This is a genomic window from Marinobacter panjinensis, from assembly GCF_005298175.1.
Classification (GTDB): Bacteria; Pseudomonadota; Gammaproteobacteria; order Pseudomonadales; family Oleiphilaceae; genus Marinobacter; species Marinobacter panjinensis.
The window spans coordinates 2,584,235-2,605,808 of sequence record NZ_SZYH01000001.1 but is presented as its reverse complement, the minus strand read 5'-3'; the positions used below and the strand labels follow the sequence as shown (position 1 = coordinate 2,605,808).

The window sequence follows — 21,574 nt, the reverse complement described above, 5'->3', positions numbered from 1 at the left end:
GTGCGGAGCCATGGATGGCGGAGCCCAAGCGTCACATGGATGTGCCGAAGGAGCGTGTTTCGGAAAAGCCGTCCTTCCCTTCACGGACGGCACCCAATTGCGGATGCCACCAAGCATTGCATTAAGGGTAGCCTAAAACCTGTGAGCTACTAACAGGTCAAAGGTTTTTTCAGGACGTGGAATCTTTTGAACGGAGGAAGGTGCCACAGGCCTTACATTGGTCCGGGGCCATCAGTTTGGCCTGCCAGCCGATCTTCTGCCCACAGGCAGGGCATTCCAGGCGCAATTGCAGGATGATGATGGGAGTGATTAACACCGCAATAAGAACACCCAGAGGCCCCCAGCTGTCGCCACTGGAGAGGCCAAGCTGGCTGCTGAAAACCAGAATCACGATCAGCGAAACGAACGCAAAAATGAAATAACGCTTGTTCCAGGCTTCCCAGCGCCGCAAGCGCTCGTCCTGTTCCCTGGTCAGATAGTTTGAACTCATAAGTCGGTACCTTGAAAGCTGATACCGGAATAGTGGTGATTCGCGGCGCTCATTTCAATCAGGTACCAACCGGCGTATCGACATTCAGAACGCCAGAACTCAGCGCCTGTTCCAGTTCGGCGGCAGGAACCGGGCGGCTGATGAAGTAGCCCTGGATCAGATCGCAGCGATGATTTTTCAGAAAATTAAGCTGTTCCCGGGTTTCCACGCCCTCGGCCACCACCTGAATGCCAAGATTATGGGCCAGATTGATGACTGCGCGGGTAATCACTGCATCGTCGTGGCGTTCAGTGACATCCGTAATAAAGGAGCGGTCGATTTTCAGCAGGTCAACCGGAAAATCCCGCAGGTAACCCAGCGAAGAATAACCCACACCAAAGTCATCAATGGCCAGATGTACGCCCAGTTTGTGGAGCTTGGAGAGCTGATTGAGGTTGTGCTCTATATTCTGGATGAAAATCTCTTCCGTCAGCTCCACTTCCAGGCGATCCGCGGTTACTCCATGGGCTTCCAGTGTCTCCTGGATATGGTCAACAATGCCTTCGTCATCCAGTTCGCGGCCCGACAGGTTCACGGCGATCCGCAGGTTGGCATAAGGCCCGTTCTGCCAATTAGCCAGCTGCCTACAGGCGGCCTTGACCACCCAGCGGCCGATATCAGTAATGCGCCCGCTTTCTTCAGCCAGGGGAATGAAATCGATCGGCGGTAACAGGCCTCTGCGGGGGTGTTTCCAGCGGATCAGGGCTTCCACACTGTTGATGGAGGAATCGTTGAGGTCCAACTGGGGCTGAAAGTAAAGCACGAATTCGTCATTGGCCAGGGCCTGGTCGAGGTCTTTGTCCAGTTCAAGGCGCATGACTTCCCGGTCCTGCATGCCTTCGGTATAGAATTGGTAGGTATTCCGGCCCTGCTCCTTGGCCCGGTACAACGCCACGTCTGCATTTCGCATCAGTGTGTCGGCGTCCAGACCGCTCTGGGGATACACCGCGACCCCCATGGTAGCGGTAACGCCATGCTTTTCGCCCTGAACATGATAAGGCTCTTCAAAGCACTGTTTGATTTGGCCCAGCAGATTGATGACGTCGTCTATGTCTTCGACATGCTGTTGGCAGATCATGAATTCGTCGCCGCCGGAATACGCAACCATGATCCTTTCATCGCTGAGTGCGTTGAGGCGCTCGGACACCTTGATCAGCAATTCATCTCCGAACTGGTGACCGAGAGAGTCGTTGAGCATCTGGAAGCGGTCGAGGTCTATCATCACCAGCGCCACCTGACGCATCTGCCTGTCCGCAATGCTCAGAGTGTGAACCAGGTCTTCCATGAAAAAGCGGCGGTTGGCCAGGCCGGTGAGGGTGTCAGTGGTCTCAAGCCGCGCCAGGTCCTGTTGTACAGCCTGGCGCTGACTGATTTCTGCATCCAGCTCGCGCCGCGTTTTCAGCAATGCCTGGTTGCGTTTGAGAATTTGCTGTACCAGCAGCGTGGTGAGGCTCGTCAGTACCCCCATACACAGCATGATCACGAAGGTAACGAAGGGCCAGTTGCTGCGATGATCTTTTACCCAGGACGCGGAAGGGGTAACGGTCAGCGTCCAGTCCAAAGTTGGCAGTTCGACACTGGCGTTGCTGGAGAAAGAGGTATCCGCGTCGATCGACTGGCCGAGGACGTAGGCAGGGCTGTTGTTATCCAGGATATCAATGCGGAAGGACTCCAACGGGCGTCCGGACAGCAGCTGCCTGGCAAGGGTTTCCATTTTGAAGACGCCGGCAATAAAACCTTCGTTGTCCTCCCCGGAGAGTACGGGCGCGTAGATGACCAGCCCGCTGCCACCCTGCTTCAGGTCGATGACGCCGGAAACATCAATATTGCCCGTTGACCTGGCTGTTTCCAGTGCTTGCCGGCGCTCCGGCGAGAAGGCAACGTTGTAGCCGATGGCATCTTCATTGCCCCCGTAAGGTTCCATCCAGCGGATAACAAAATTTTCGTCAATCCACTCGATCGCCTGGTAGACACCAAAATCAGTCAGGTAATTCCGGGCGTCCCGTTCCCAGGTTTCACGGGACATGTCCGGGGCGGCTTCCCGACGTTTTGCCATCCGTCGAATGGCATCCACATGAACCAGAAATTCCCGCTCAAGGCGACTGGCCATGGACAGCGCTTCGCTGTCCAGATTGGACTGAATCTGGGAGCTATCCTGCTTTTCAATGCCGTATTGCAAAACCAGAGCAATTCCCAGGAAAACCAGGAAAATCAGTGCTGGAAATGCCGGGTTCAGCAATCCCCTGATAAACAGGGTTAGCGCCGAGGCAGGTTTGTCCACAAAGTGCTCCGTTTGCTTGATTTACTGAACAACATATCGGCCGGGCTTATTCTATCATGAGGGATAAACGCGATGATCTGTTACTAATTGGTGGATCCGTGCCTGCAACGATATCCCGAACGAGCCATCGGGGAGTGGGCGAGTAATCTCCGATTGTTCTCCCGGCGTCGGATTTGCCAGGTCAATCGTTCTCGGCGTAACCGCCCTTTTCTCGGTATCGAGAAGAACCTCGACCCTGGGTTTGAGTTTCTTGCCAGGGTGTACCGCAACAATCAGTGCCACTTCTCCGGTGGTCAGTTCTACCAGGGTTCCCGGCGGGTAAATACCGACCATGCGGATAAAGGCTTCGACCATGTCGGTATCGAACTGTCTGCCACGGTTCTGGTACAGAATGCGGATGGCGTCAGACGCGGGAATGCCATCCCGGTAGCAGCGGTCGCTGGTCATTGCATCAAAGGCGTCGACAATCGACACCAGGCGGGCGAAACGACTGATCTGCCACTCCTGCAGTTGTTGCGGGTAGCCAGAACCATCGATGCGCTCGTGATGGTGACGGGTGACATCGCGAATGATCGGGTCGAGCGTGGTGTCTGCGCGTAACAGCTCATAGCCGAAGGTGGTGTGTTGCTGCATGATGGCGAATTCTTCGCGGCTAAGTGCACCCGGCTTGTTGAGTATCTCTGGTGGCACCTTCAGTTTGCCGAGATCATGAAGCAGGCCACACATGCCGGCAATTTCCAGGTCTTCGTCCGGCATACCCAGAAAACGGGCAAACGCCACCGTAAAAATGGCAACGCGCAGGCAGTGCTCGGCTGTGTAGGCGTCCCGGGACTTGATGCGGCTCATCCAGAACATCGCGCTGGCGTTCGCCTTGATGCTTTCAACGCAGTCACGAATGATGGGGCGGGCATCCTGCAGGTTCAGGTCATTGCCCAGTTCAATGTTACGGGTCACCTGCTCTACAAAGACTTGCGTATTGTTCCATGCCTTGCGGGCGCGAGGTATTTCTTTCGACAGTGGCCGGGTTTCAGACATCGGTCTGGAAGTGCGTTGTTTGTGCAACGCCACCTTGTCCAGTGCACTCGACAGTATCTCGTCATCGCCTTCGACGAGTACCCATTCGCAGTACTGGCGGAGAATACGGGCCTGGTCGGGGGTCTCGATGGTAAAGCCCTGGAACAACACGGGAACTTCTGTCCAGGGGCGATCCAGTTTGACCACCCGCATTCCCGGGGTGAGCAGATCCACCGGTAGCCTGACCCGCTGAATGCGGGACATGGTATCAGGCGCCAGGGTCCCTGGCTGGGGATGGATTGTTGGCCTTCGTGAAGGCTTTTTGCTGGTTTTACGTCGGAACCACATGGCTCTGCCAGTCTTCTGATTGTCTGACTCGATTATGTCAGAAATCCAGTGTCCGGGACAGGTGCGTGGTTAAAGGCGCCAGGCGGCAACGAAATCACGTGGCGGGTTGTGCCACAGGAGGGACGCCAAGGCGCGGGATTTCCTGCTTGGGGCATTTATCCATGACAACAATGACGCCCGCATTTTCGGCTCGCAACGCTCCTTCTTCATTGAGGACACCGATTTGCATCCAGACCACCGGGATCTCCTGTTTGATCGCGGCATCAATGACCGGATCGGTGCGATCTGGCGCGAGAAAAAGATCCGCCATGTCCACGGGTGTGGTAACAGAAGCAAGATCAGGATAGACGGTTTCCCCGAGCACTGTTTTACCCGCCAGCCTGGGATTTACCGGGATCACACGGTATCCGCGCCCCTGAAGATAGGCCATCACTTCATGGCTGGGGCGGTTGGACTTGTCACTGGCGCCGACCAGGGCAATGGTGCGGACGGTTTCGAGTATTCTGCGTAGCTGTTCGGGATTATTACGGGACATGGAGGTACCGGTTCGTCAGGTGGCACGGTGCGCCTCAAGACAGACGGACACCGATTCCGCGTAGCGTAACGCATGGGGCTTGTCGATTTCTACTGCCGCCCAGCGGACTGCCTCATGCTCCATAACAATACTGAGCACTTCATGGGTCAGGCGCTCCAGAAGGGCAAAGCGGTTGCCGTCTACATGGCTGATGATCTGCTTGGTAATGGTGCGGTAGTTCAGTGCTGCACGGATATCGTTCTGGTTAATGGCGTCCGCGGCATTGTAGGTCAGCCGGACATTGATCAGTACATCCTGCCGATTGTTGATTTCCTCGTCCTTGATACCGATATAGGCGCGTAGCAGCAGGTCCTTTATACGCACGGTTGCCTGGTGATTTCCGGTTACTGCAGTCATCTGGTCTCCCGATTACCCATGGAATGTTCAGCGATCCCGAATCAGCGTGAGGAATTCAGTCCGTGTGGCCTGTGACTTCCGGAACTGGCCCAGCATCATCGACGTCTTCATGCGGGAGTTCTGCTTTTCCACACCACGCATCATCATGCACATGTGCTGGGCCTCTATAACCACAGCGACTCCCTTGGCACCGGTGACCATTTCCACGGCCTCGGCAATTTCACGGGTCAGGTTCTCCTGGATCTGAAGCCGCCGGGCATACATGTCAACAATGCGCGCGAATTTGGACAGGCCCAGCACCTTGCCCTGAGGCAGGTAGGCAATGTGGCACTTCCCGATAAACGGCAGCATGTGGTGTTCGCACATGCTGTAAAGCTCGATGTCCTGAACCACCACCATTTCATCCATGGCGGACTCGAAAACGGCATCGTTGACCAGGTCCGCAAGGCTTTGCCTGTATCCCTGGGTGAGAAACTGCATCGCCTTTGCCGCCCTCAGCGGTGTGTTTTGCAGGCCCTCGCGGCCGGGATCTTCACCCAGGCCGGCGATAATCTGCTGGAAATGGCTGGCCAGGTCGTCAAGCTTGTTGGTCATAGAGGCTTCCGGAGTTAAAAGTCGGTTCAAAGGCGAAAGCTTAAGGGAATTTGCCAATGTCCTCCAGATTTACGGCTACCGAGTTGAAAAAGACCACCCTGACCGACCCGTTTCGCAAAATGCCATACCAGATATGGAAGGGATGGGTGGATTGATTTAGAGTTCCACACTCAGGCAGGTTTCAGGAAACCGGAATGGAACAGGTGATACCAGGAGCTCATGGCCAGCCACGCAACGGCGCAGGGGAAGGGACTCTGGAAGGGTGGCAGCAAGAGGGGAAATGGTTCTCTTACGGGGGGCATGCCATATTCAGCCGCATGGCAGGGCAGGGCGATGCCCTGGTACTGCTTCATGGCTTTCCCACTGCGAGCTGGGACTGGCACCGGCTGTGGCCAATGCTGACTCAACATCATGCGGTATTCGCGCTGGATATGCTGGGCTTCGGCTTCTCTGACAAGCCGGCGCTGTACGATTACAGTATTGAAGACCAGGCAGACATGATTGAGGGATGGATTGCCGGCCTCGGGTTAAAAGAGGTCAGCATCCTGGCCCACGATTATGGCTGTAGTGTGGCTCAGGAAATACTGGCTCGTGACCAGGAAGGTGTGTTGCCATTTGCCATCACCCGCGTCGGTTTTCTCAACGGGGCGCTGTTCCCGGAGGTACACAACCCCTTACTGATACAGAAACTCCTGCGCAGTCCTCTGGGTGGATTGATCAGCCGGGGACTGTCCCGTCGTACCTTTGAGCGCAGTTTCCGGCGTCTGTTTGGCGAGGTTAACGCGCCTGTTTCGAAAGACATGGATGATTTCTGGTATCTGCTGACCTACAACAATGGCCGGGGCATCCTGCACAAACTGATTCATTTCATGGAAGAGCGCCGTTGCCACCGCCATCGCTGGGTAGGCGCGCTACAGAATGCAAAGCAGCCGATGAGGCTGATCTCGGGTGTGGCGGACCCGGTTTCAGGCGCGGCAATGGCAAGGCGTTATCGCGAGCTCATACCGCATGCTGATGTTGTCAGCCTGCGCAATGTCGGCCACTACCCGCATTTCGAGAGTGCCGCCGAGGTCTACCGGGCCTGGCGGGAGTTTTGCCGGCAAACGAAATAGCCAGACGGGACACTAGGCATCGGCTAACTGTGGATCCGCGCCTTCAGGTGGTGTGACTTCCTGACGCCTGACGGCGTTGGCTACCTGATTCCGACCCCTGGCCTTGGCTTCATAGAGTGCCTGGTCTGCCCGGTTAAGCCACACGGACCAGGTCTCGCCCTTGTCCACTTCCGCCACGCTGGCGCTGGCGGTAACCTGGATACCTTCAACGAAGGGGCGGGCGCTGATGTTTGTAAGCAGCTCCCGGGCGACCTTGTCGGCGTCTTTCTGGCGCGTTTCCGGCAGCACCAGCATGAACTCCTCGCCGCCAATGCGGAACAGTTGGTCGCTCTCCCTCAGCCGCTTGCGCAGCCTGGAAGACAGTTCCTGCAGAACCCTGTCGCCGGCCAGGTGCCCCCACCGGTCGTTGATAATCTTGAAATAGTCCATGTCCAGCAATATCAGGCTGGATACCCGCTCATAGCGTTCGCGCATCTGAATCTGGCTATTGAGGATGTCTGCCAGCTGAGACCGGTTAAGACAACCTGTAAGAGGGTCGGTGGTGGCCAGTCGAGTCAGCTCTGCCTGCAGCCGCCCTACCAGCCAGGCAAAGATCATCACGAAAAGGCAGGTCAGGCCCAGGGAAAAGGTGATGCGCCAGAAATCAGCCTCCGGAAGGGTAATAAATGACACCACTGACATGCTGATCACAAACACAATATTGCTGACGGTGGCCTCCTTCAGAGGAAGCAGGAAAAACAGCGCCGCAGCGGCGGGGTACGCCCAGTAAAGCCCGGCATGCCCATTGATCATGGTGGAATAAGCAGCGCAGATGACCGCGAGGATGGGGAACAGCCGCCCCTGCAGGAAATAGGTACTGCGGAACCGCAGAAACGCAATGACAGCAACCGCATTCAGGCAAAACAGGATCAGCAGTAACGCCAGCACAATATTGCCCTGTCGCCACTGCACCATCACCAGAGGAGCAACGGCTACAAAGGCCCAGAAGTGCAGGTGGTAAACGATCTGACGTTTGAAGCCAAGTACCGCAAGGGTGGGATTTGAAGCCAGGTTGCTTGTGGCGGAAAGAGGGTTCACAGCATACTCCGGCTGTCTATGGTGGGGCCAAACCACCTGACCCAGGCTTTTCGGAAGTCTAGCACGACCTTCCCGAGAAGAAAGCCGGTTTTCAGTGCCGACATGAATGCCGCCACCGCTATGGCTGCCCGGCCTGCAGTTCGATAAACTTGCGGGTTCTGAGCAAGGAGCCGTTATGACCGCTGTTCACACCCGACCGCCAGGGCTGACCATTCGCGCTGGCAGCCGTGCTTTTGAACGGTTGCAGCAACAGCCGTTTACCGCAGCCGATGTGCATGTGGTTCCCGGAGCGGCAGGGGGCCCCAAGGCACTGGGTATTTCCGGCCTGGACAAGGCCATATTCGGAGAATTTCTACCTGCTGTACCCCAGGTGCGCTCGCTGATCGGCTCCTCCATCGGTAGCTGGCGGTTTGCCGCGGTAGCGTCAACGGACGACCCCAAGGAACAGCTGGCCCGTCTGGCAGACCTGTACACCTCCCAGCGCTTCGCCAAGGGCGTCAGCATGGCAGAAGTCAGCCGCAGGAGCGTGTTGTTCCTGGAGGAGCTGCTGGCCGGCTGTGAAGACCATATCCTCAACCACCCCTGGTACCGCCTGAACATTGTCGTTGTTCGCAGCCGCGGCATGCTGGAGCACGATACCAGGGGGCGCCTCAGCCTGGGCCTGATGAATGCCATCAGTGCCAACATGGTCAGCCGCCGCCACCTGGGCCGCTTTATGGAGCGCGGTATCATCCACGACGCCCGGGTTAAAGCACCGCTGGCCAAACTGGTGGATTTCCCCAGCCACGAAGTAGCCCTGAGTCGCGACAACCTGATGCCGGCCCTGCTGGCGTCCGCCTCTATTCCCATGGTGATGTCAGGGGTGCGTAACATCCCCGGCGCTCCAGATGGTCTCTACCGCGACGGCGGCTTGCTGGATTACCACCTGGATCTGCCCTACGAACAGCCTGGCGTTATCCTCTATCCCCATTTCACCGATAAGGTGGTTCCGGGCTGGTTCGACAAAACCCTGCCCTGGCGCCGCGGCGACGCCACCCGGTTGCAGGATGTTCTGCTGGTGTCGCCGTCACCGGAATACCTGGAGTCGCTGCCGGACAAAAAACTGCCGGACCGCAAGGATTTCGAGCGTTACCTCGGCGACGACGCCGGCCGCGAGCGCGCCTGGCGCAAGGCCATCGCCGAGAGCGACCGCCTGGGTGACGAGTTCCTGGAACTGGTGGAATCCGGCCGCCTTAAAGACGTATTGCGGCCTCTGGATGGGAAGCGCTGATAACTCTCAATCGTCAGCCTGCACCTGAAAACCAGGCTACGTTGCCTGAGTACAGGGCTGAAGGCTGAGACGGTAGCCGCTGAAACCGTGCAACGTATCCCGCAATGCCAGAACCCGAAGGGTTACCGGAACCCGCTGGTCGTCGGCATCCAGAAGTTTCAGGTCAATACGCTGTATCTGCTGCTCCTGCCGCGAGGCCTGGAGTGTCCTGCGGAAATTGTTCAGGCAATCCGGGACCACCAGTTGTTCGAAGGGCCGCCCGGTAAGATCAGTCGGTGCCATTTGCAACAGATCAGCCACCTGGGGGGAGATGTATCCGGTGTTGGCTTCCTCATCCAGCTCGCAGATCGTCGCCCCGGAAAGCGCTACCAGGTCGCGACTGCGCTGTTCGCTATCATTCAACGCCTGCCGCAGAATCGATTTTTCAACCTGCATATTGTGGATTTGCTGCTGGAATTCCTCACGCCCCTTGTTGGCAGTGTGGTAATGGGTCTGCCAGCGCCGCAATCGCAGGCACAGCAGGACCAGAACCAGCGTTGCCAGAAGGGTTGTTACCAGGCCCGCCAGCCACACGAATCGAAAAGACTGTCGCGCCGGGCGTTCCAGGAACCGGGTATCAGGCATGGTGGTTAGCAGCCAGCGATGTTCCCCGATGGCGATTTCCGAACGCAGTGACCGGGATCGGTCCGGGTTTGCGGTATGAATGGTCTGAAACAGCGGAGTCTTGGTATGTCGTTCAAGAGTATCAATCCGCAGGTTCAGCATGCCTGGCACAGAGTTTTTGAACACGGCTGCGAGCCAGAGTTCGACGGATGCCGAGTCGTTCACTGGCTGCTCGGGTACAGGCCCAGCGGTAGCTAAGGGAGGGAGCTCCTCGTAGCCGCTCAGTCGGGCAACAAGGGTGTTGTGCTGTCGGTGATAGACCTCTTCGGCCAAGGCGCGGGCCTGCTTTCCCAGAGCCTGGGCCGTGAAGCCGGTAATTGCCAGGCCGGCGGCGAGGACCAGCAGTGGTGCCCACAGGTGTGGCAGCGCCAGAAGGTGTCCTTTCCCTGTCAGTTCGGGGTTTTCCATAGGTTGATCCGTAACCGTGGGCGAGATTTTGGGGTGACTGCGTGCCCTATACCTTAGTCTACACTTTGGATCGTGGCCACAGCACCCGGAAACCCGGTCTGTAGTACCCGGCGTCAGGCCTGGATCTGTCGCGCCGAGCCATAAACCAGTAGGAAAACGGAAAAGGCGGTGACCACCACGGAAGGGCCGGCCGGAGTATCAAGGTGCCAGGACAGTGTCAGCCCCCCGGTAACGGCCACAAAACCGAAGACGATCGCCAGTCCCACCATGTGCTCCGGATTGGTTGCCAGGCGGCGTGCAGTAGCAGCAGGAATAATCAGCAAGGCAGTGATCAACAGTACCCCGACGATTTTCATGGCTACGGCGATAACTATGGAAAACATCAGCATCAGTGCCAGTCGCAGGCGTTCTACCGGCACACCTTCAACCCTGGCCAGTTCTTCGTGAATCGTACTCATCAGCAGTCCCCGCCACAGCACTGTCAGCAACCCCAGAATCAACAAGGCACCCCCATAGATCCACAGCAGGTCATGGCGGCTCATGGCCAGCAGGTCGCCAAACAGCAGGCCGGTCAGGTCCACGCGTATGTCGGGCATAAAGCTCAGTGTCACCAGGCCGATAGCCAGTGCACTGTGGGCCAGAATTCCCAGCAGGGTATCGGTGGCCAGAGTCTTGCTGCGGGAAAACAGAACCAGAGCCACTGCCAGTACCACGCAGGTGATGATTACCCCCAGGTTGATGGGAACGCTGATCAGAAAACTCAGGGCAATGCCCAGCAGTGCGGAATGGGCCAGGGTATCGCCGAAGTAGGCCATACGCCGCCAGACCACGAAACAGCCGAGCGGTCCTGCCACCAGGGCAACGCCAAGGCCGCCGATCAGTGCACGCCAGAAAAAATCCCCGAGGACGGCATCAATGATGGGCATGGGAGCACTCTCCATGGGCATCATCGTGGTCGCCGGAGACCACATCGCCGTGCAGGTCGTGGCTGTGGTTGTGGCGGTGATGGTAAACGGCCAGGCTTTCCGCTACCGGACGCCCGAAGGTTTCAATGAAAGCCGGGTCGTGGGAGATGTCCGCGGGGTATCCACTGCAGCACACGTGCTGGTTGAGGCAGATAACCTTGTCAGTAGCCGCCATGACCAGGTGCAGATCGTGGGAGATCATGATCACGCCACAGTTCAGATCATCCCTGAGGTTTCTGATCAGGTCGTAAAGGGCTGCCTGCCCGTTTATATCAACGCCTTGAGCGGGTTCGTCCAGTACCAGCAGATCCGGCCTGCGGGCCAGCGCCCGGGCCAACAGCAACCGCTGCTTCTCGCCACCTGACAGATGGTGGACAGAGGCATCAAGCAGGTGATCCACACCTGTCTTGGCCAGTGCCTCCCGACATTCCTGGTGGGAGCGGCCACTGAGCAGCATGAATCGTTTTACGCTGAGCGGTAAGGTGGACTCCAGCGTCAGGTGCTGGGGCACATAACCGATGGTGAGCCCCTGCGCCATGGTCAGGGCGCCGTCGGAGATGGGTTGAATGCCCAACACCGCCTTGATCAGTGTGGTCTTGCCAGCGCCGTTGGGGCCGATAATCGTAATGATATCTCCCCGCTGAACCCGCAGATCCACCTGATCCACCACGGGGCGGTTGTCGAAGTTGATGGTGACCCGTCGGAGTTCTACCAGTGCTTCAGTCATGGGCATTATCCGATGCACAGCGCGGGCAGTAGCCGGAAACCTCAATGGTGACATCCTCCGGCCGGAAGGCTTCTTCCGCAGCGGCGGTATGGACGGCACTGGAAACGGCGGGCGCTGTCAGTTCCAGCACGTTCCCGCAGGAACGGCAGATCAGGAACATGCCATTGTGGTTCTTGCCAGCGTGGGTACAGCCTGTAAAGGCATTCAGCGAGGCAATGCGGTGCACCAGTCCGTATTGCTGGAGGAAGTCCAGGGCACGATACACGGTGGGTGGCGCGGCATTGTGGCCATCTTCTGCCAGCACAGCGAGAACGTCATAGGCACCGAGAGGCTTGTGGGACTGCCAGATCAACTCCAGTACCCGCTCGCGGGTTGGCGTCAGGCGGGCATTATGCTGCTGACAGATGGTTCTGGCGTCAGCCAGTGCCTGGGTAACACAGGCCTCGTGATTGTGGGGGCGATAGGGAAGAGCGCTGGATGACATGGGCACTGTCCTGCGAAATTTGCAACATTATAACATTAGCAAATCACAGTGCCACGTCTGCGTTGACTGTCACAGGGGTGGTTCGGCTAGCGGGATGCTTCCAGTGCGAGGGACTCAAGGTAGCCAAGATCCGGAATGATGGCGGTTTCCCCCTCAACTTCAACCACCATCAGGTCGGCGGGGCCGGTCTCGCCGTCAATCTGTTTGATCTGATCCTCAGTCAGGCGGTTCTGGCTGGGAATACCCTGGGTGACCAGGGCCATGAAGGGCACCGAATTATGGTGATCGCCAATGGTGTTCAGCACCACAATGCGCCCCCGGTTGCCCCCGGGAACCGTGAGCTTGCCGCCATTGGCTGCATCGTAGGATATAACCGGCAGGTTCAGACCGCGCCAGTCCAGCTCACCGACCAGCCATTCCGGCGTATTGGCTGCCGGGTCGGAACTGACAAAATCCACGACTTCCGCTATCGAAACGTTCGGTAACAGCAGTTGTTTTCCGCTCATGGGGATCATAACGCAGGGCAGGGTTTGGCTGTTGTCGTTCATTACTCATTTCCTCAGGCGGAATCCCGTTTTTGCCGGCCCTTGAGCAGGCAGGATTCTTCAATCGTTTTGACGAGTTCTCGGGCCAGCTGTTCCGGCGTGCCACAGAACACAGAGCAGCCCGTGGCTGCCACAGAATCGGGCATCGAACTGTTGCCACAACTGGAGCTTTCCTGCACCCAGATGCGGCTACCATAAGCCTTCAGCAACGGCGCGGCAATGGCGCCGTCATTGCCCATGCCTGAAAACACGATGGCGTGGCAATGGGCACCGTAATGGTCGCCGATATTCAGCAGCACCTGGTCGATGGACGGGCCGTAGGGTCCCGGCCAGGGTGTATCCCGCTGCAGGAGTGCACCGCTGTCGTCCAGCGACCATTCATGCTCCACCGGCATCAGGATAACGTCACCGTTGTGGATCCGATAGCCGTTCTCTGCCGGTTTCAGCTGGTAGTGAGCGTGGCGCCCCAGAACCCGGGTGAGCACCTCGGTAAAATTGTTATCGATATGCTGAGCATAGACAAAACCCACCGGTAAGCCGGGTGGGAGGTTGTCGAGGAAGGTTTTAACCGCGGCAGGGCCACCGAGTGATGCACCCAGAATCCAGATTTCTTCGGCCGGCAGATCTGCCGATGCGGGCGGAATCCAGTGGGGCAGTGTGGGTGAGGTCGCCGTTTGTGGCTGCTCGTTGGCCAGCTCCTCGATAGCCGCCGCGGAATCCAGCTTCTCTATGTGTCCGAGGGACTGCTCCAGCTTGTCCAGCAACCGGCGTTCCCAGCGAAAATAGTCGGTGCTGCCGGGCTTAGGGGCCGGGTCCAGGCCAAAAAGAACCGGTGCCTCGGTATTCTCCAGCAGATGATCAAACAGGACCGGATGGTCCGCCTCGTCTTCCAGGGTGATCAGCCACAGGCTGGCATCCGGAAATTCCGGGTAACCCTGGAGACGATCCGGGTCGCCAGAAAAGCAAACGTCCAGGCCGAACCTGGACGTGGCTTCCTGCAGCCGGTGGCGCTGCAGGACGATGTCCGAGACGATACCGACCGCTGGCCGTCCTGGCTGGCCGGCCATCACTGATTCCCGGTCAGCCGCGTGATGGTGTCAAGCAGTTCGGTCTCCTGGAAAGGCTTGCCGAGGTATTCGTTGACACCGATGGCCAACGCCCGCTCACGGTGCTTCTCCCCGGTACGGGAAGTGATCATGCAGATCGGCGTATCCTTGAGGTTTTCATCATGGCGCACAAAGCTGGCCACTTCGAAACCGTCCATGCGGGGCATCTCGATGTCCAGCAGGATGATGTCGGGCTTGTGATCCTGCAGCTGTGCCACCGCATCCAGGCCGTCTTTGGCCGTGATCACTTCCATGCCATTACGCTCCAGCAGGCGGGAGGTAACCTTGCGCACGGTGACCGAGTCGTCCACCACCATAACCACGGTGGACTGTTCCACGCGGCGTGAGGCTTCCTTGGCCTTCTCGAGGTTGGCAATTCGCTGGCGCTCGGAAAGGATGTCGGAACGAATCATTGCCGGCAGGTCGAGGATCACCACCACGTTACCATCACCAAGGATGGTGGCACCGGACACACCACGTACGGTACTGAACTGCGGGCCAAGAGACTTGACCACGATTTCGCGACTGCCCATCAGGCTGTCCACCTGCAGGGCCATGGGCTGCTCGGCACCACGCACCAGGATGACCGGCAGTGGCAGGGCCTGGCCCTGAAGCTTGGGATGGTGATCACTGTTCAGTAGGCTGCCCAGGTACTGCAGGCGGTACTGCTGGCCGGCGTATTCGTAAAGGGGCGCTTCTGGCTTGTAATATTCCTCAAGCTCATAGGTGCTGACCCGTACGATACCTTCAATGGTGTTCAGCGGGATGGCGTAGAAATCCTCGCCGGTAGAGACCATCAATGCCCGGTTGACGGATACCGTGAATGGCAGGCGAACGGTGAATACGGTGCCCTTGCCGACCGTGGAGTCGATATCCAGGCTGCCGCCAAGCTGTTTGATCTCGCTGGCAACCACGTCCATGCCGACGCCACGGCCGGAAATCTGGGTGACCTGTTGTGCGGTGGAGAAGCCTGGCTGCAGGATGAACTGCAGGACTTCGCGCTCGCTCAGATCTTCATCCGCCGACATCATGCCCTGGCGAATGGCCTTGTCACGAATGACCTGGGCCGGTATGCCGGCGCCGTCGTCGATCATCCGCAGTACCACATCGCCACCTTCACGGGTCAGCGACAGGGTCACTTCACCGGTTTCCGGCTTGCCGGCTTTCTTGCGGTCTGCGGGGGTCTCGATACCATGGTCCAGCGCGTTACGCAGCATGTGTTCCAGCGGCGCAATCATGCGCTCAAGGATATTGCGGTCCATTTCCCCTTCCGGGTTACGGACATCAAACTCGACCTTCTTGCTGAGCTCGCCGCTGATCTGGCGAACAATACGGCGCAGCCTGGGCACCATGGAAGCAAACGGAATCATACGGGTCTTCATCAGACCTTCCTGGAGTTCCGTGTTGATCCGCGACTGTTGTACCAGCAGGGTCTCGGTATCCCGTACCCGGTCGGACAGGGTTTCCCGCAGGTCCGCAAGGTCAGAGGAGGATTCCGTCAATGCGCGCGACAGCTGCTGAATGGCGGAATAGCGGTCCATTTCCAGCGGGTCGAAGTCATCACCGTAGTCCGGGCCGTGCTCTTTCTCGGCGCGGAAAAGGATCTGGGTCTCTGTCTCGATCTCCATCCGGCGCAGCTGTTCACGCAGACGCTCGATGGTGGCGGCCATTTCGTCGAGGTTGTGGCTGAAGTCACTGGTCTGCTGTTCCAGGCGTCCACGGGTAATACTGGTTTCACCGGCCAGGTTGACCAGTTCGTCCAGCAGCGGTGCGGATACCCGAATGGTTTCCTGTGGCGCGCGCTGGGCGGCAGCCCCTTTTGCCGGTGCCTTGGAGGGCACTTTGTTGGGCTTGGGCGCTGGCGCCACCGGTTTTTCCGGCTCGGCAGGCTTTTCGGCCACCGGCTCGGGCGCCCTGGGCGCTTCTGGTGTTTTCGCTTCCGGTTTGGCGGGTTCGGGAACCGCACCGGTATTCTCGAACCGGCTGCGGATATCCGCAACCAGCGCCACGATGGCATCGTGATCTTTGGTAATGGCCTGCCAGGCCTCGTCGCCCGGAGTGTTGCCACCCAGGTCGATCAGCCGTGTCTCCAGGCCATGGGCCTTGTCTCCCAGCTCGCCAAGCTGGGACAGCCTTGCTCCACCCTTGAGGGTGTGCAGTGCACGCTGGGCTTCCTGGTTGAAATGGTGGTTGGCCGGGTCTTTGCGCCAGTCGTCCAGTAACTGTTCCAGCTGGTCAAGGATCTCGCCGGCCTCTTCCAGAAAGATCTCCAGTACTTCGGCGTCAACAGCATCCTCTTCGCTGGAGGCTTCGGCAGGCGCGGTACCCTCGGAGAGCTCTTCGCCAGACGCTTTGTGGGCATCTTTCAATGCCTCGATGAGCGTCTTGTCGGCAGCCGGCTTGCTGCCGTCTTCCAGGCTGGCGAGCATGTTCCGCAAGGACCCATGAGCTTTTTCGCTGAGCTCCAGCAGAGTCGACTGGTTGCTGGCACCGGCAATCAGTGGATCCAGGGCGTCTGACCAGGCTTCGGCCAGATCGGCAATGGGGTCAACGTCGGACAGGCGCGCGCCACCCTTGAGGGTGTGCAGTTCCTGCTGAAGCTGGGTTACGCCGACAAGTTCTTCCGGTTCATCGCGCCACTGGGCAATGCATTCGCCAATGGCTTCGTGTATCTCCAGGCCTTCATCAAGGAAGATGCCTACCAGGTCATCATCGGAGGCCTGTGGTATGGCGTCTGCGACGGACGCCGGCTGTTCGTCGTTTGCTTCTGTTTCGTCGTATGTATCGGTTGCTGCTCCCGGCTCTTCCGCAGGTTCTTCAGGTTCTGCCGACGGCATCGGCTTGCCGGAGAGAATGGCTTGCACCTGCGCAACCAGTGCTGTTGCCGGCGGACACGGTTTTTGCGTGGCAACCTGCTCAACCATCTGTGCCAGCCTGTCGTGACAGGCGAACAGCAGATCGTTCATCTCGTCACTGGCGCTGAGCTGGCCTTCCGCCACTTTCTCGAACAGGTCTTCCAGCACATGGGTCAGGTCGCCAATGGCGTCGACACCGGCCATGCGGGCGCCGCCTTTGAGGGTGTGCACGTCACGCTGCAGCTCTGCCGCAACTTCGCGGTTGGAGGTGTCTTCGCTCCAGGTATGCAGCGCGCTGCCGGTGGAGTTGATCAGGTCGTAGGCTTCTTCGAGGAAGATGCCGGTCAGCTCCGGGTCGAGGTGGGAGAGATCGGTGGCGTGTTCCTCTTCAGGAGCGTCTTCCGGAACCTCCGCCGGGGTTTCCGGTTCCGGACTATCGTCCTGGTCCAGGTCGGCCAGAGGAATGTCTTCATCCGCTTCGGTTTCGAGGTCATCGTGGTTCACGTCCGTCACCGGGCGAGAGCCAGTGGCACTGTCCATGTAGGCGTGGATTTCACTGATGAGGTCCGGTGCCGGCCGGGGTTGCTCATTCTGTTCCAGGGCATCCACCATGCCCGCCAAACGGTCGTGGCAGCGGAACAGCAAATCGGACAGTTCACCGGTAACGGCAAGCCGCTGTTCGGTCAGGCCTTCGAACAGGTTTTCCAGTTCGTGGGACAGGTCACCGATGGACGGGATATCGGCAAGACGCGCACCGCCCTTCAGTGTGTGCAGGTCCCTTTGTAGCAGGCGCAACAGATCCAGATTGCCGGTATTGTCGCTCCAGTTCTGCAGGGCATCGGCGGTGCTGTCGATCAGGTCGCGGGCTTCCTCAAGGAAGATCTCCGCAAGCTCCTGATCCATATCTTCATCGGTTTCCGCCAACGGTGGCAGTTCGTCACTTTGTTCTTCCGGGGTCTCCTCTGCCTCAAGCTCAAAGCTGCGGTCGATTTCCTCCAGGTCACCGGTGAATTCCTGTTCAAAGGCATCCGGTGTCTCATCCGGTGCTTCTTCGGAAATATCCACGGCCAGCGCATCCAGGCTGGCAATCAGCTCATCACCGCTCTCAGTGGCAAGCCCGGCAGCGACCTGGTCCATCATGTTGATCAGGTGTTCGTGGCCAGCGCGGATGGTCTCGAAGAAGGACGGGTCTGGCTGGAACCCCGGTTTCGCAGCGCGCTCGTAGACGTCTGTAAGCGCCCCCGAGAGTTCGGCGACGTCTGCCAGGCCAGCCTGTTGTGCGCCCTCCGTCAACTGGCGCAATTCCGTGCGCAGGGTATCCAGTGCAGCGGTCTGTTCAGGGTGTTCTGCCCACTCGTCAAGAATCCGGTCGGCATCCAGCAGGATGTCCAGGCCTTCGTTGAGGAATAGCTGAACCAGCTGCGGCCGGTTATCCTCGTCGGATTCATCATCACGGGAACGGGCGCTGCGCAATGTGGCATTGCTGATCTGTTCCAGCCGATCCAGGAAGCTGTCTGTGCCGGGAAGGTCTCCCTGCGGATTCTCGCGGATCTGGCTCAGGCCCTGGGTCAGGAAGTGACAGGCATCGCCAATCAGGCCGATAACCTCCTGGTCTGCCCGCTTGTTCTGGGCGCGGGATTCTTTTACAAACCGTTCCAGCGGAGTAATGACAGCGGCGATCGGGCCGATACCGGCGGTGTGCGCGCTGCCTTTCAGGGTATGAAGGGCGCGGGAAAGGTCGTCGGTATAGGCAACGCTGGCCTTGTCGCCAGCGGCGTGAATAAAGTCCTGCAGGGTTTGCAGGTGGGTCTCGGTCTCGCTCTCGAAGATATCCAGCAGTACCGGGTCGACTGCAGCGTCTTCGTCGTCATCGGTCAGCAGGGCTTCCGTCGTGGGCTGTTCATCAGCAGAGGCCTGTGGCTCTGAAGGTGGCATGGTGCTGGCATCAGGGATCTCACCGTTCGCCAGGGCCTTGGCGCGGGCTTCGAGCGTCGAGATATCACGGGACGGAGCGCGCCGCTTCTCGAAGTCTTCGACCAGCTCAGGAAGGACAGCCGTGACTTCGTCCAGCAAACCGGCGATGTCATCGTTCATGAAGATGCTGCCGTCGATCACGCGGTTGAGCATGTTTTCGACGGACCACGCCAGCTCGCCAACAACCAGCGCTCCAACCATACGGCCACTGCCCTTCAGGGTGTGGAACGCCCGTCGGACCTCAGACAGCGCGGTGCGGTCGTCGTGCTGCCGCAGCAACATGGGCAGGAATTCGCGGATGGTATCCAGAACCTCACCGGCTTCCTCGATAAAGATTTCGAGAATTTCGTCGTCGATGAGATCGTCATCAGAGCTGTCTTCGACAGTGATCTGCTCCTGGGCAGCCGGAGTCTCTGTCCGGTCTTCCGATGGTACTTCTGCATCGGACTCGTCGCTGTCGGATTCCGCTTCAGACTCAGCAGTAGCGCTGTCACTGTCAGTTTTTCGGGTAGTGGACATGGCTTCGGCGCGCTCGATGAGCTCTGCGACGTCGCCATCAGACCGGCCACTACGGAAATCATTGATCAGCGCCGGAATTCGAGCGTTGACGTCGTCGATCAGGCTGAACATGTCGTCGTTGGGGCGAAGCGTCTGGTCGATCACCCGGTTCAGCAGATTCTCCACCGACCAGGCTACCTCACCAATACTGGTAGCGCCTACCAGTCGACCGCTGCCCTTGAGGGTATGGAACGCACGACGAACTTCGGTCAGTGCTTCGCGGTCGTCATGGTTCTGGCGCAGGCGGGGATAGAACTCGTTGATGGTTTCCAGGACTTCTTCGGCTTCCTCAACAAAGATGCCGAGTATTTCGTCATCCAGAAGCTCTTCGTCCGAGCCTTTGGAGTCAGTCGCTTCTGATGCTGTGGGCACTTCCGCATCGACCAGCGGTACCTCTTCTTCCGACGGATGCCGCCAGGTGGGTTCGGCGCCAACCGGGAAGCCAAGAGAGTTGAGGCTGGCTTCGGCAACACTGAGAACACTGTCGTTATCCTCGATGCCTTCGGCCAGTCGCTCCAGGTAATACTCGATGCTGGTGATGGCATCGGCCAGGGTGTCCAGTTGTTTCCAGTCCGGAACCTGCCTGCCGCCAAGCAGCACATCGGTGATGTAACGCTCGGCTGACGCCAGCATGTCGGCAACACGGTCCAGCGGGATCAGGCTCAAGCCACCGCGAATGCTGTGGAGCAACCCGGGGACATGCTCGATTTCACCGGTTTCCCACTGGGAGGCAATAAAATTGACAATGGCGGTCTTGACCTGCTCGAGGGTATTGCGTGATTCCCTCAGCAGGGCGCTGCTGGCGTCACCGAGTTCCCGCGAGCCCATGTTAACGGACTGCTGATCGTCCTCAGTACGGCTGCTCTCGGATTGCCGGTCGCTGTCGAGGCCTGCAAGACTGGCTTCCACATACAGCAGGGCACCGGCGATATCCATCAGGGTACCATCGTCCACTGTTTCCGGCTGGGCGGAGAGCTTCTCCACCAGCTCCAGCTGTTCCGTAATGACCTTGCGGGGTATTCCCAGGCCCAGAACTGCCAGGGTATTGGCCACCTGGCGCAAGCCCGGTTGCAGCTCTTCCAGCTCGTCGTTCTGGCGCAGCTCGGATCGTACGAACAGATCCAGTTGGTCCTTGAGCTTGGCAAGCTCTTCGTTGAGGGCACTGACCACCGAGTGAATGGCATCGCGGCCGGGGCCGGATACCCGGCTTTTGGCGGCGTCGACGTCATCGTCGGACGGCAGCGCCTGTTCCAGCCGGTAATCGTTGCGCAGTTCCTGCACCAGCGGAGTATCCAGTTCCCGGGCACGGGCAACGTAATACAGCAGGTGCTTGAGCAGGGCTTCGGGGGCCTCCTGTTGCAGGATGTCCACGTGCTCGTCGGTCAGGCGACGGATTTCTGCGTCCAGTTCCCGCAACAGTGCCTTGACGGCGGTATTGACCGGATTGACGTGTTCCTGAAGGGTTTCCACAAACGCGCCGGCCGCTTTCCAGAGTTGACCCCGGGGGGTTTTCTGGCACAACCGGATCAGCCGCTGGATGACCTTCTGCATGTAATCGAAGTGGGCGTCCAGATCGGCTTCGCGAACCACACCGGCGAGCGCGAACTGGTACATCTGGCGAAGTTTGCGGATATGGCCGAGAACCTTCGGATCCTGCAGGCGCTGGGAAACATTGGCAGCCGCGGCAACCTTCGAGGGGGCCAGGTCTGGCTTGAACAGCGAGGTGTCAGACAGCAGTGATTCGCCCCGCGCAGCCCGAAGATCGTTCAGCAGTGGCAGCAGCACCATAGGAAAATCATCCTTGCTGCTGGCAAGGTGTTCCAGGTACTGGGGAAGTTGCAGGATAGCCTGCATCAACACTTCCACCGCGTCGTCCACACTGGCGACGGTTTCGTTCAGGACGGCCTGGGTGAGCTTCTCCATTTCCTCGGTCAACAGGGCTGCGCCGTAAAGCTCAACCATCTGCAGAGTACCGTGAACCTGGTGGAGATAGTTCAGGCAGAAGCGCAGGCGCGCGGTGTCGTCTCGATTCTCGACATACGCTTCCAGTGCTTGCTGACCCTGGGTCAGCGTGTCCTGTATTTCGCCACGAACCCAGTCCAGGGCTATGCTGTCATGGTGATTGCCCATAAC

Annotated in this window: 16 protein-coding genes; 2 read left to right on the top strand and 14 right to left on the bottom strand. The window is 58.7% G+C overall.

Annotation, left to right across the window (positions count from 1 at the left end; translation table 11 throughout):
* Positions 1–169: 169 nt before the first annotated feature.
* The 6 genes from FDP08_RS11950 to folE form a co-directional block, all read right to left on the bottom strand.
* On the bottom strand, positions 170–490 hold the full coding sequence (locus tag FDP08_RS11950; RefSeq protein WP_137436371.1) for a hypothetical protein: 321 nt from the start codon (positions 488–490) through the stop codon (positions 170–172).
* Positions 491–548: 58 nt separating this feature from the next.
* Complete coding sequence (locus tag FDP08_RS11945) at positions 549–2,810, bottom strand: bifunctional diguanylate cyclase/phosphodiesterase (protein WP_137436370.1); 2,262 nt, start codon at positions 2,808–2,810, stop codon at positions 549–551.
* 54 nt (positions 2,811–2,864) lie between these two features.
* Positions 2,865–4,088, bottom strand: a complete 1,224-nt coding sequence (locus tag FDP08_RS11940; RefSeq protein WP_228263291.1) for an HD-GYP domain-containing protein — start codon at positions 4,086–4,088, stop codon at positions 2,865–2,867.
* 178 nt (positions 4,089–4,266) lie between these two features.
* Positions 4,267–4,707 carry a CoA-binding protein gene (locus FDP08_RS11935; RefSeq protein WP_137436368.1) on the bottom strand — a complete coding sequence of 147 codons (441 nt, stop codon included), beginning with the start codon at positions 4,705–4,707 and terminating at the stop codon, positions 4,267–4,269.
* A 15-nt stretch (positions 4,708–4,722) separates the two neighbouring features.
* Complete coding sequence (folX, locus tag FDP08_RS11930; protein ID WP_137436367.1) at positions 4,723–5,103, bottom strand: dihydroneopterin triphosphate 2'-epimerase; 381 nt, start codon at positions 5,101–5,103, stop codon at positions 4,723–4,725.
* Positions 5,104–5,130: 27 nt separating this feature from the next.
* The gene (gene folE / locus FDP08_RS11925) at positions 5,131–5,697 is read right to left on the bottom strand and encodes a GTP cyclohydrolase I FolE (RefSeq protein WP_137436366.1); all 567 of its coding nucleotides are present in this window, start codon (positions 5,695–5,697) and stop codon (positions 5,131–5,133) included.
* 194 nt (positions 5,698–5,891) lie between these two features.
* Here folE and FDP08_RS11920 point away from each other — a divergent pair, with 194 nt between their 5' ends.
* The gene (locus FDP08_RS11920) at positions 5,892–6,809 is read left to right on the top strand and encodes an alpha/beta fold hydrolase (protein ID WP_137436365.1); all 918 of its coding nucleotides are present in this window, start codon (positions 5,892–5,894) and stop codon (positions 6,807–6,809) included.
* 12 nt (positions 6,810–6,821) lie between these two features.
* Here FDP08_RS11920 and FDP08_RS11915 read toward each other — a convergent pair whose 3' ends face one another.
* Positions 6,822–7,886: a GGDEF domain-containing protein gene (locus FDP08_RS11915; protein ID WP_137436364.1), complete on the bottom strand. Its 1,065-nt coding sequence runs from the start codon at positions 7,884–7,886 to the stop codon at positions 6,822–6,824.
* 175 nt (positions 7,887–8,061) lie between these two features.
* On the opposite strand from FDP08_RS11915, the gene FDP08_RS11910 reads away from it, so the two are divergent.
* Positions 8,062–9,156, top strand: a complete 1,095-nt coding sequence (locus tag FDP08_RS11910; RefSeq protein WP_137436363.1) for a patatin-like phospholipase family protein — start codon at positions 8,062–8,064, stop codon at positions 9,154–9,156.
* Positions 9,157–9,192: 36 nt separating this feature from the next.
* Here the strand turns inward: FDP08_RS11910 and FDP08_RS11905 are convergent, their stop codons facing one another.
* From FDP08_RS11905 to FDP08_RS11875, 7 genes are all read right to left on the bottom strand, one after another.
* The gene (locus tag FDP08_RS11905) at positions 9,193–10,227 is read right to left on the bottom strand and encodes a PAS domain-containing protein (protein ID WP_137436362.1); all 1,035 of its coding nucleotides are present in this window, start codon (positions 10,225–10,227) and stop codon (positions 9,193–9,195) included.
* A 113-nt stretch (positions 10,228–10,340) separates the two neighbouring features.
* Positions 10,341–11,153, bottom strand: a complete 813-nt coding sequence (locus FDP08_RS11900; RefSeq protein WP_137436361.1) for a metal ABC transporter permease — start codon at positions 11,151–11,153, stop codon at positions 10,341–10,343.
* A complete protein-coding gene (znuC, locus tag FDP08_RS11895) occupies positions 11,140–11,919 on the bottom strand; it encodes a zinc ABC transporter ATP-binding protein ZnuC (RefSeq protein WP_137436360.1) in 780 nt (259 codons plus the stop codon). Before znuC ends, FDP08_RS11900 begins: the two co-directional genes overlap by 14 nt.
* A complete protein-coding gene (locus tag FDP08_RS11890) occupies positions 11,912–12,403 on the bottom strand; it encodes a Fur family transcriptional regulator (protein WP_137436359.1) in 492 nt (163 codons plus the stop codon). The genes znuC and FDP08_RS11890 overlap by 8 nt, the downstream gene beginning before the upstream one ends.
* An 86-nt stretch (positions 12,404–12,489) precedes the next feature.
* Positions 12,490–12,951, bottom strand: coding sequence for a chemotaxis protein CheW (locus tag FDP08_RS11885; RefSeq protein ID WP_137436358.1), 462 nt, complete (start codon positions 12,949–12,951; stop codon positions 12,490–12,492).
* Positions 12,952–12,962: 11 nt separating this feature from the next.
* Entirely contained in the window at positions 12,963–14,015 is a 1,053-nt protein-coding gene (locus FDP08_RS11880; protein WP_137436357.1) for a chemotaxis protein CheB, read from the bottom strand.
* The gene (locus FDP08_RS11875) at positions 14,015–21,571 is read right to left on the bottom strand and encodes an Hpt domain-containing protein (RefSeq protein WP_137436356.1); all 7,557 of its coding nucleotides are present in this window, start codon (positions 21,569–21,571) and stop codon (positions 14,015–14,017) included. The genes FDP08_RS11880 and FDP08_RS11875 overlap by 1 nt, the downstream gene beginning before the upstream one ends.
* Positions 21,572–21,574: the final 3 nt, after the last annotated feature.

What these genes read in the sequence shown, in the direction of transcription:
- FDP08_RS11880 (WP_137436357.1), bottom strand. Translation starts at nt 14,015, where the DNA reads ATGGCCGGCCAGCCAGGACGGCCAGCGGTCGGTATCGTCTCGGACATC.
- FDP08_RS11905 (WP_137436362.1), bottom strand. Translation starts at nt 10,227, where the DNA reads ATGGAAAACCCCGAACTGACAGGGAAAGGACACCTTCTGGCGCTGCCA.
- FDP08_RS11890 (WP_137436359.1), bottom strand. Translation starts at nt 12,403, where the DNA reads ATGTCATCCAGCGCTCTTCCCTATCGCCCCCACAATCACGAGGCCTGT.
- znuC (WP_137436360.1), bottom strand. Translation starts at nt 11,919, where the DNA reads ATGACTGAAGCACTGGTAGAACTCCGACGGGTCACCATCAACTTCGAC.
- FDP08_RS11900 (WP_137436361.1), bottom strand. Translation starts at nt 11,153, where the DNA reads ATGCCCATCATTGATGCCGTCCTCGGGGATTTTTTCTGGCGTGCACTG.
- folX (WP_137436367.1), bottom strand. Translation starts at nt 5,103, where the DNA reads ATGACTGCAGTAACCGGAAATCACCAGGCAACCGTGCGTATAAAGGAC.
- FDP08_RS11935 (WP_137436368.1), bottom strand. Translation starts at nt 4,707, where the DNA reads ATGTCCCGTAATAATCCCGAACAGCTACGCAGAATACTCGAAACCGTC.
- FDP08_RS11920 (WP_137436365.1), top strand. Translation starts at nt 5,892, where the DNA reads ATGGAACAGGTGATACCAGGAGCTCATGGCCAGCCACGCAACGGCGCA.
- FDP08_RS11885 (WP_137436358.1), bottom strand. Translation starts at nt 12,951, where the DNA reads ATGAACGACAACAGCCAAACCCTGCCCTGCGTTATGATCCCCATGAGC.
- folE (WP_137436366.1), bottom strand. Translation starts at nt 5,697, where the DNA reads ATGACCAACAAGCTTGACGACCTGGCCAGCCATTTCCAGCAGATTATC.
- FDP08_RS11940 (WP_228263291.1), bottom strand. Translation starts at nt 4,088, where the DNA reads ATGTCCCGCATTCAGCGGGTCAGGCTACCGGTGGATCTGCTCACCCCG.
- FDP08_RS11950 (WP_137436371.1), bottom strand. Translation starts at nt 490, where the DNA reads ATGAGTTCAAACTATCTGACCAGGGAACAGGACGAGCGCTTGCGGCGC.
- FDP08_RS11875 (WP_137436356.1), bottom strand. Translation starts at nt 21,571, where the DNA reads ATGGGCAATCACCATGACAGCATAGCCCTGGACTGGGTTCGTGGCGAA.
- FDP08_RS11910 (WP_137436363.1), top strand. Translation starts at nt 8,062, where the DNA reads ATGACCGCTGTTCACACCCGACCGCCAGGGCTGACCATTCGCGCTGGC.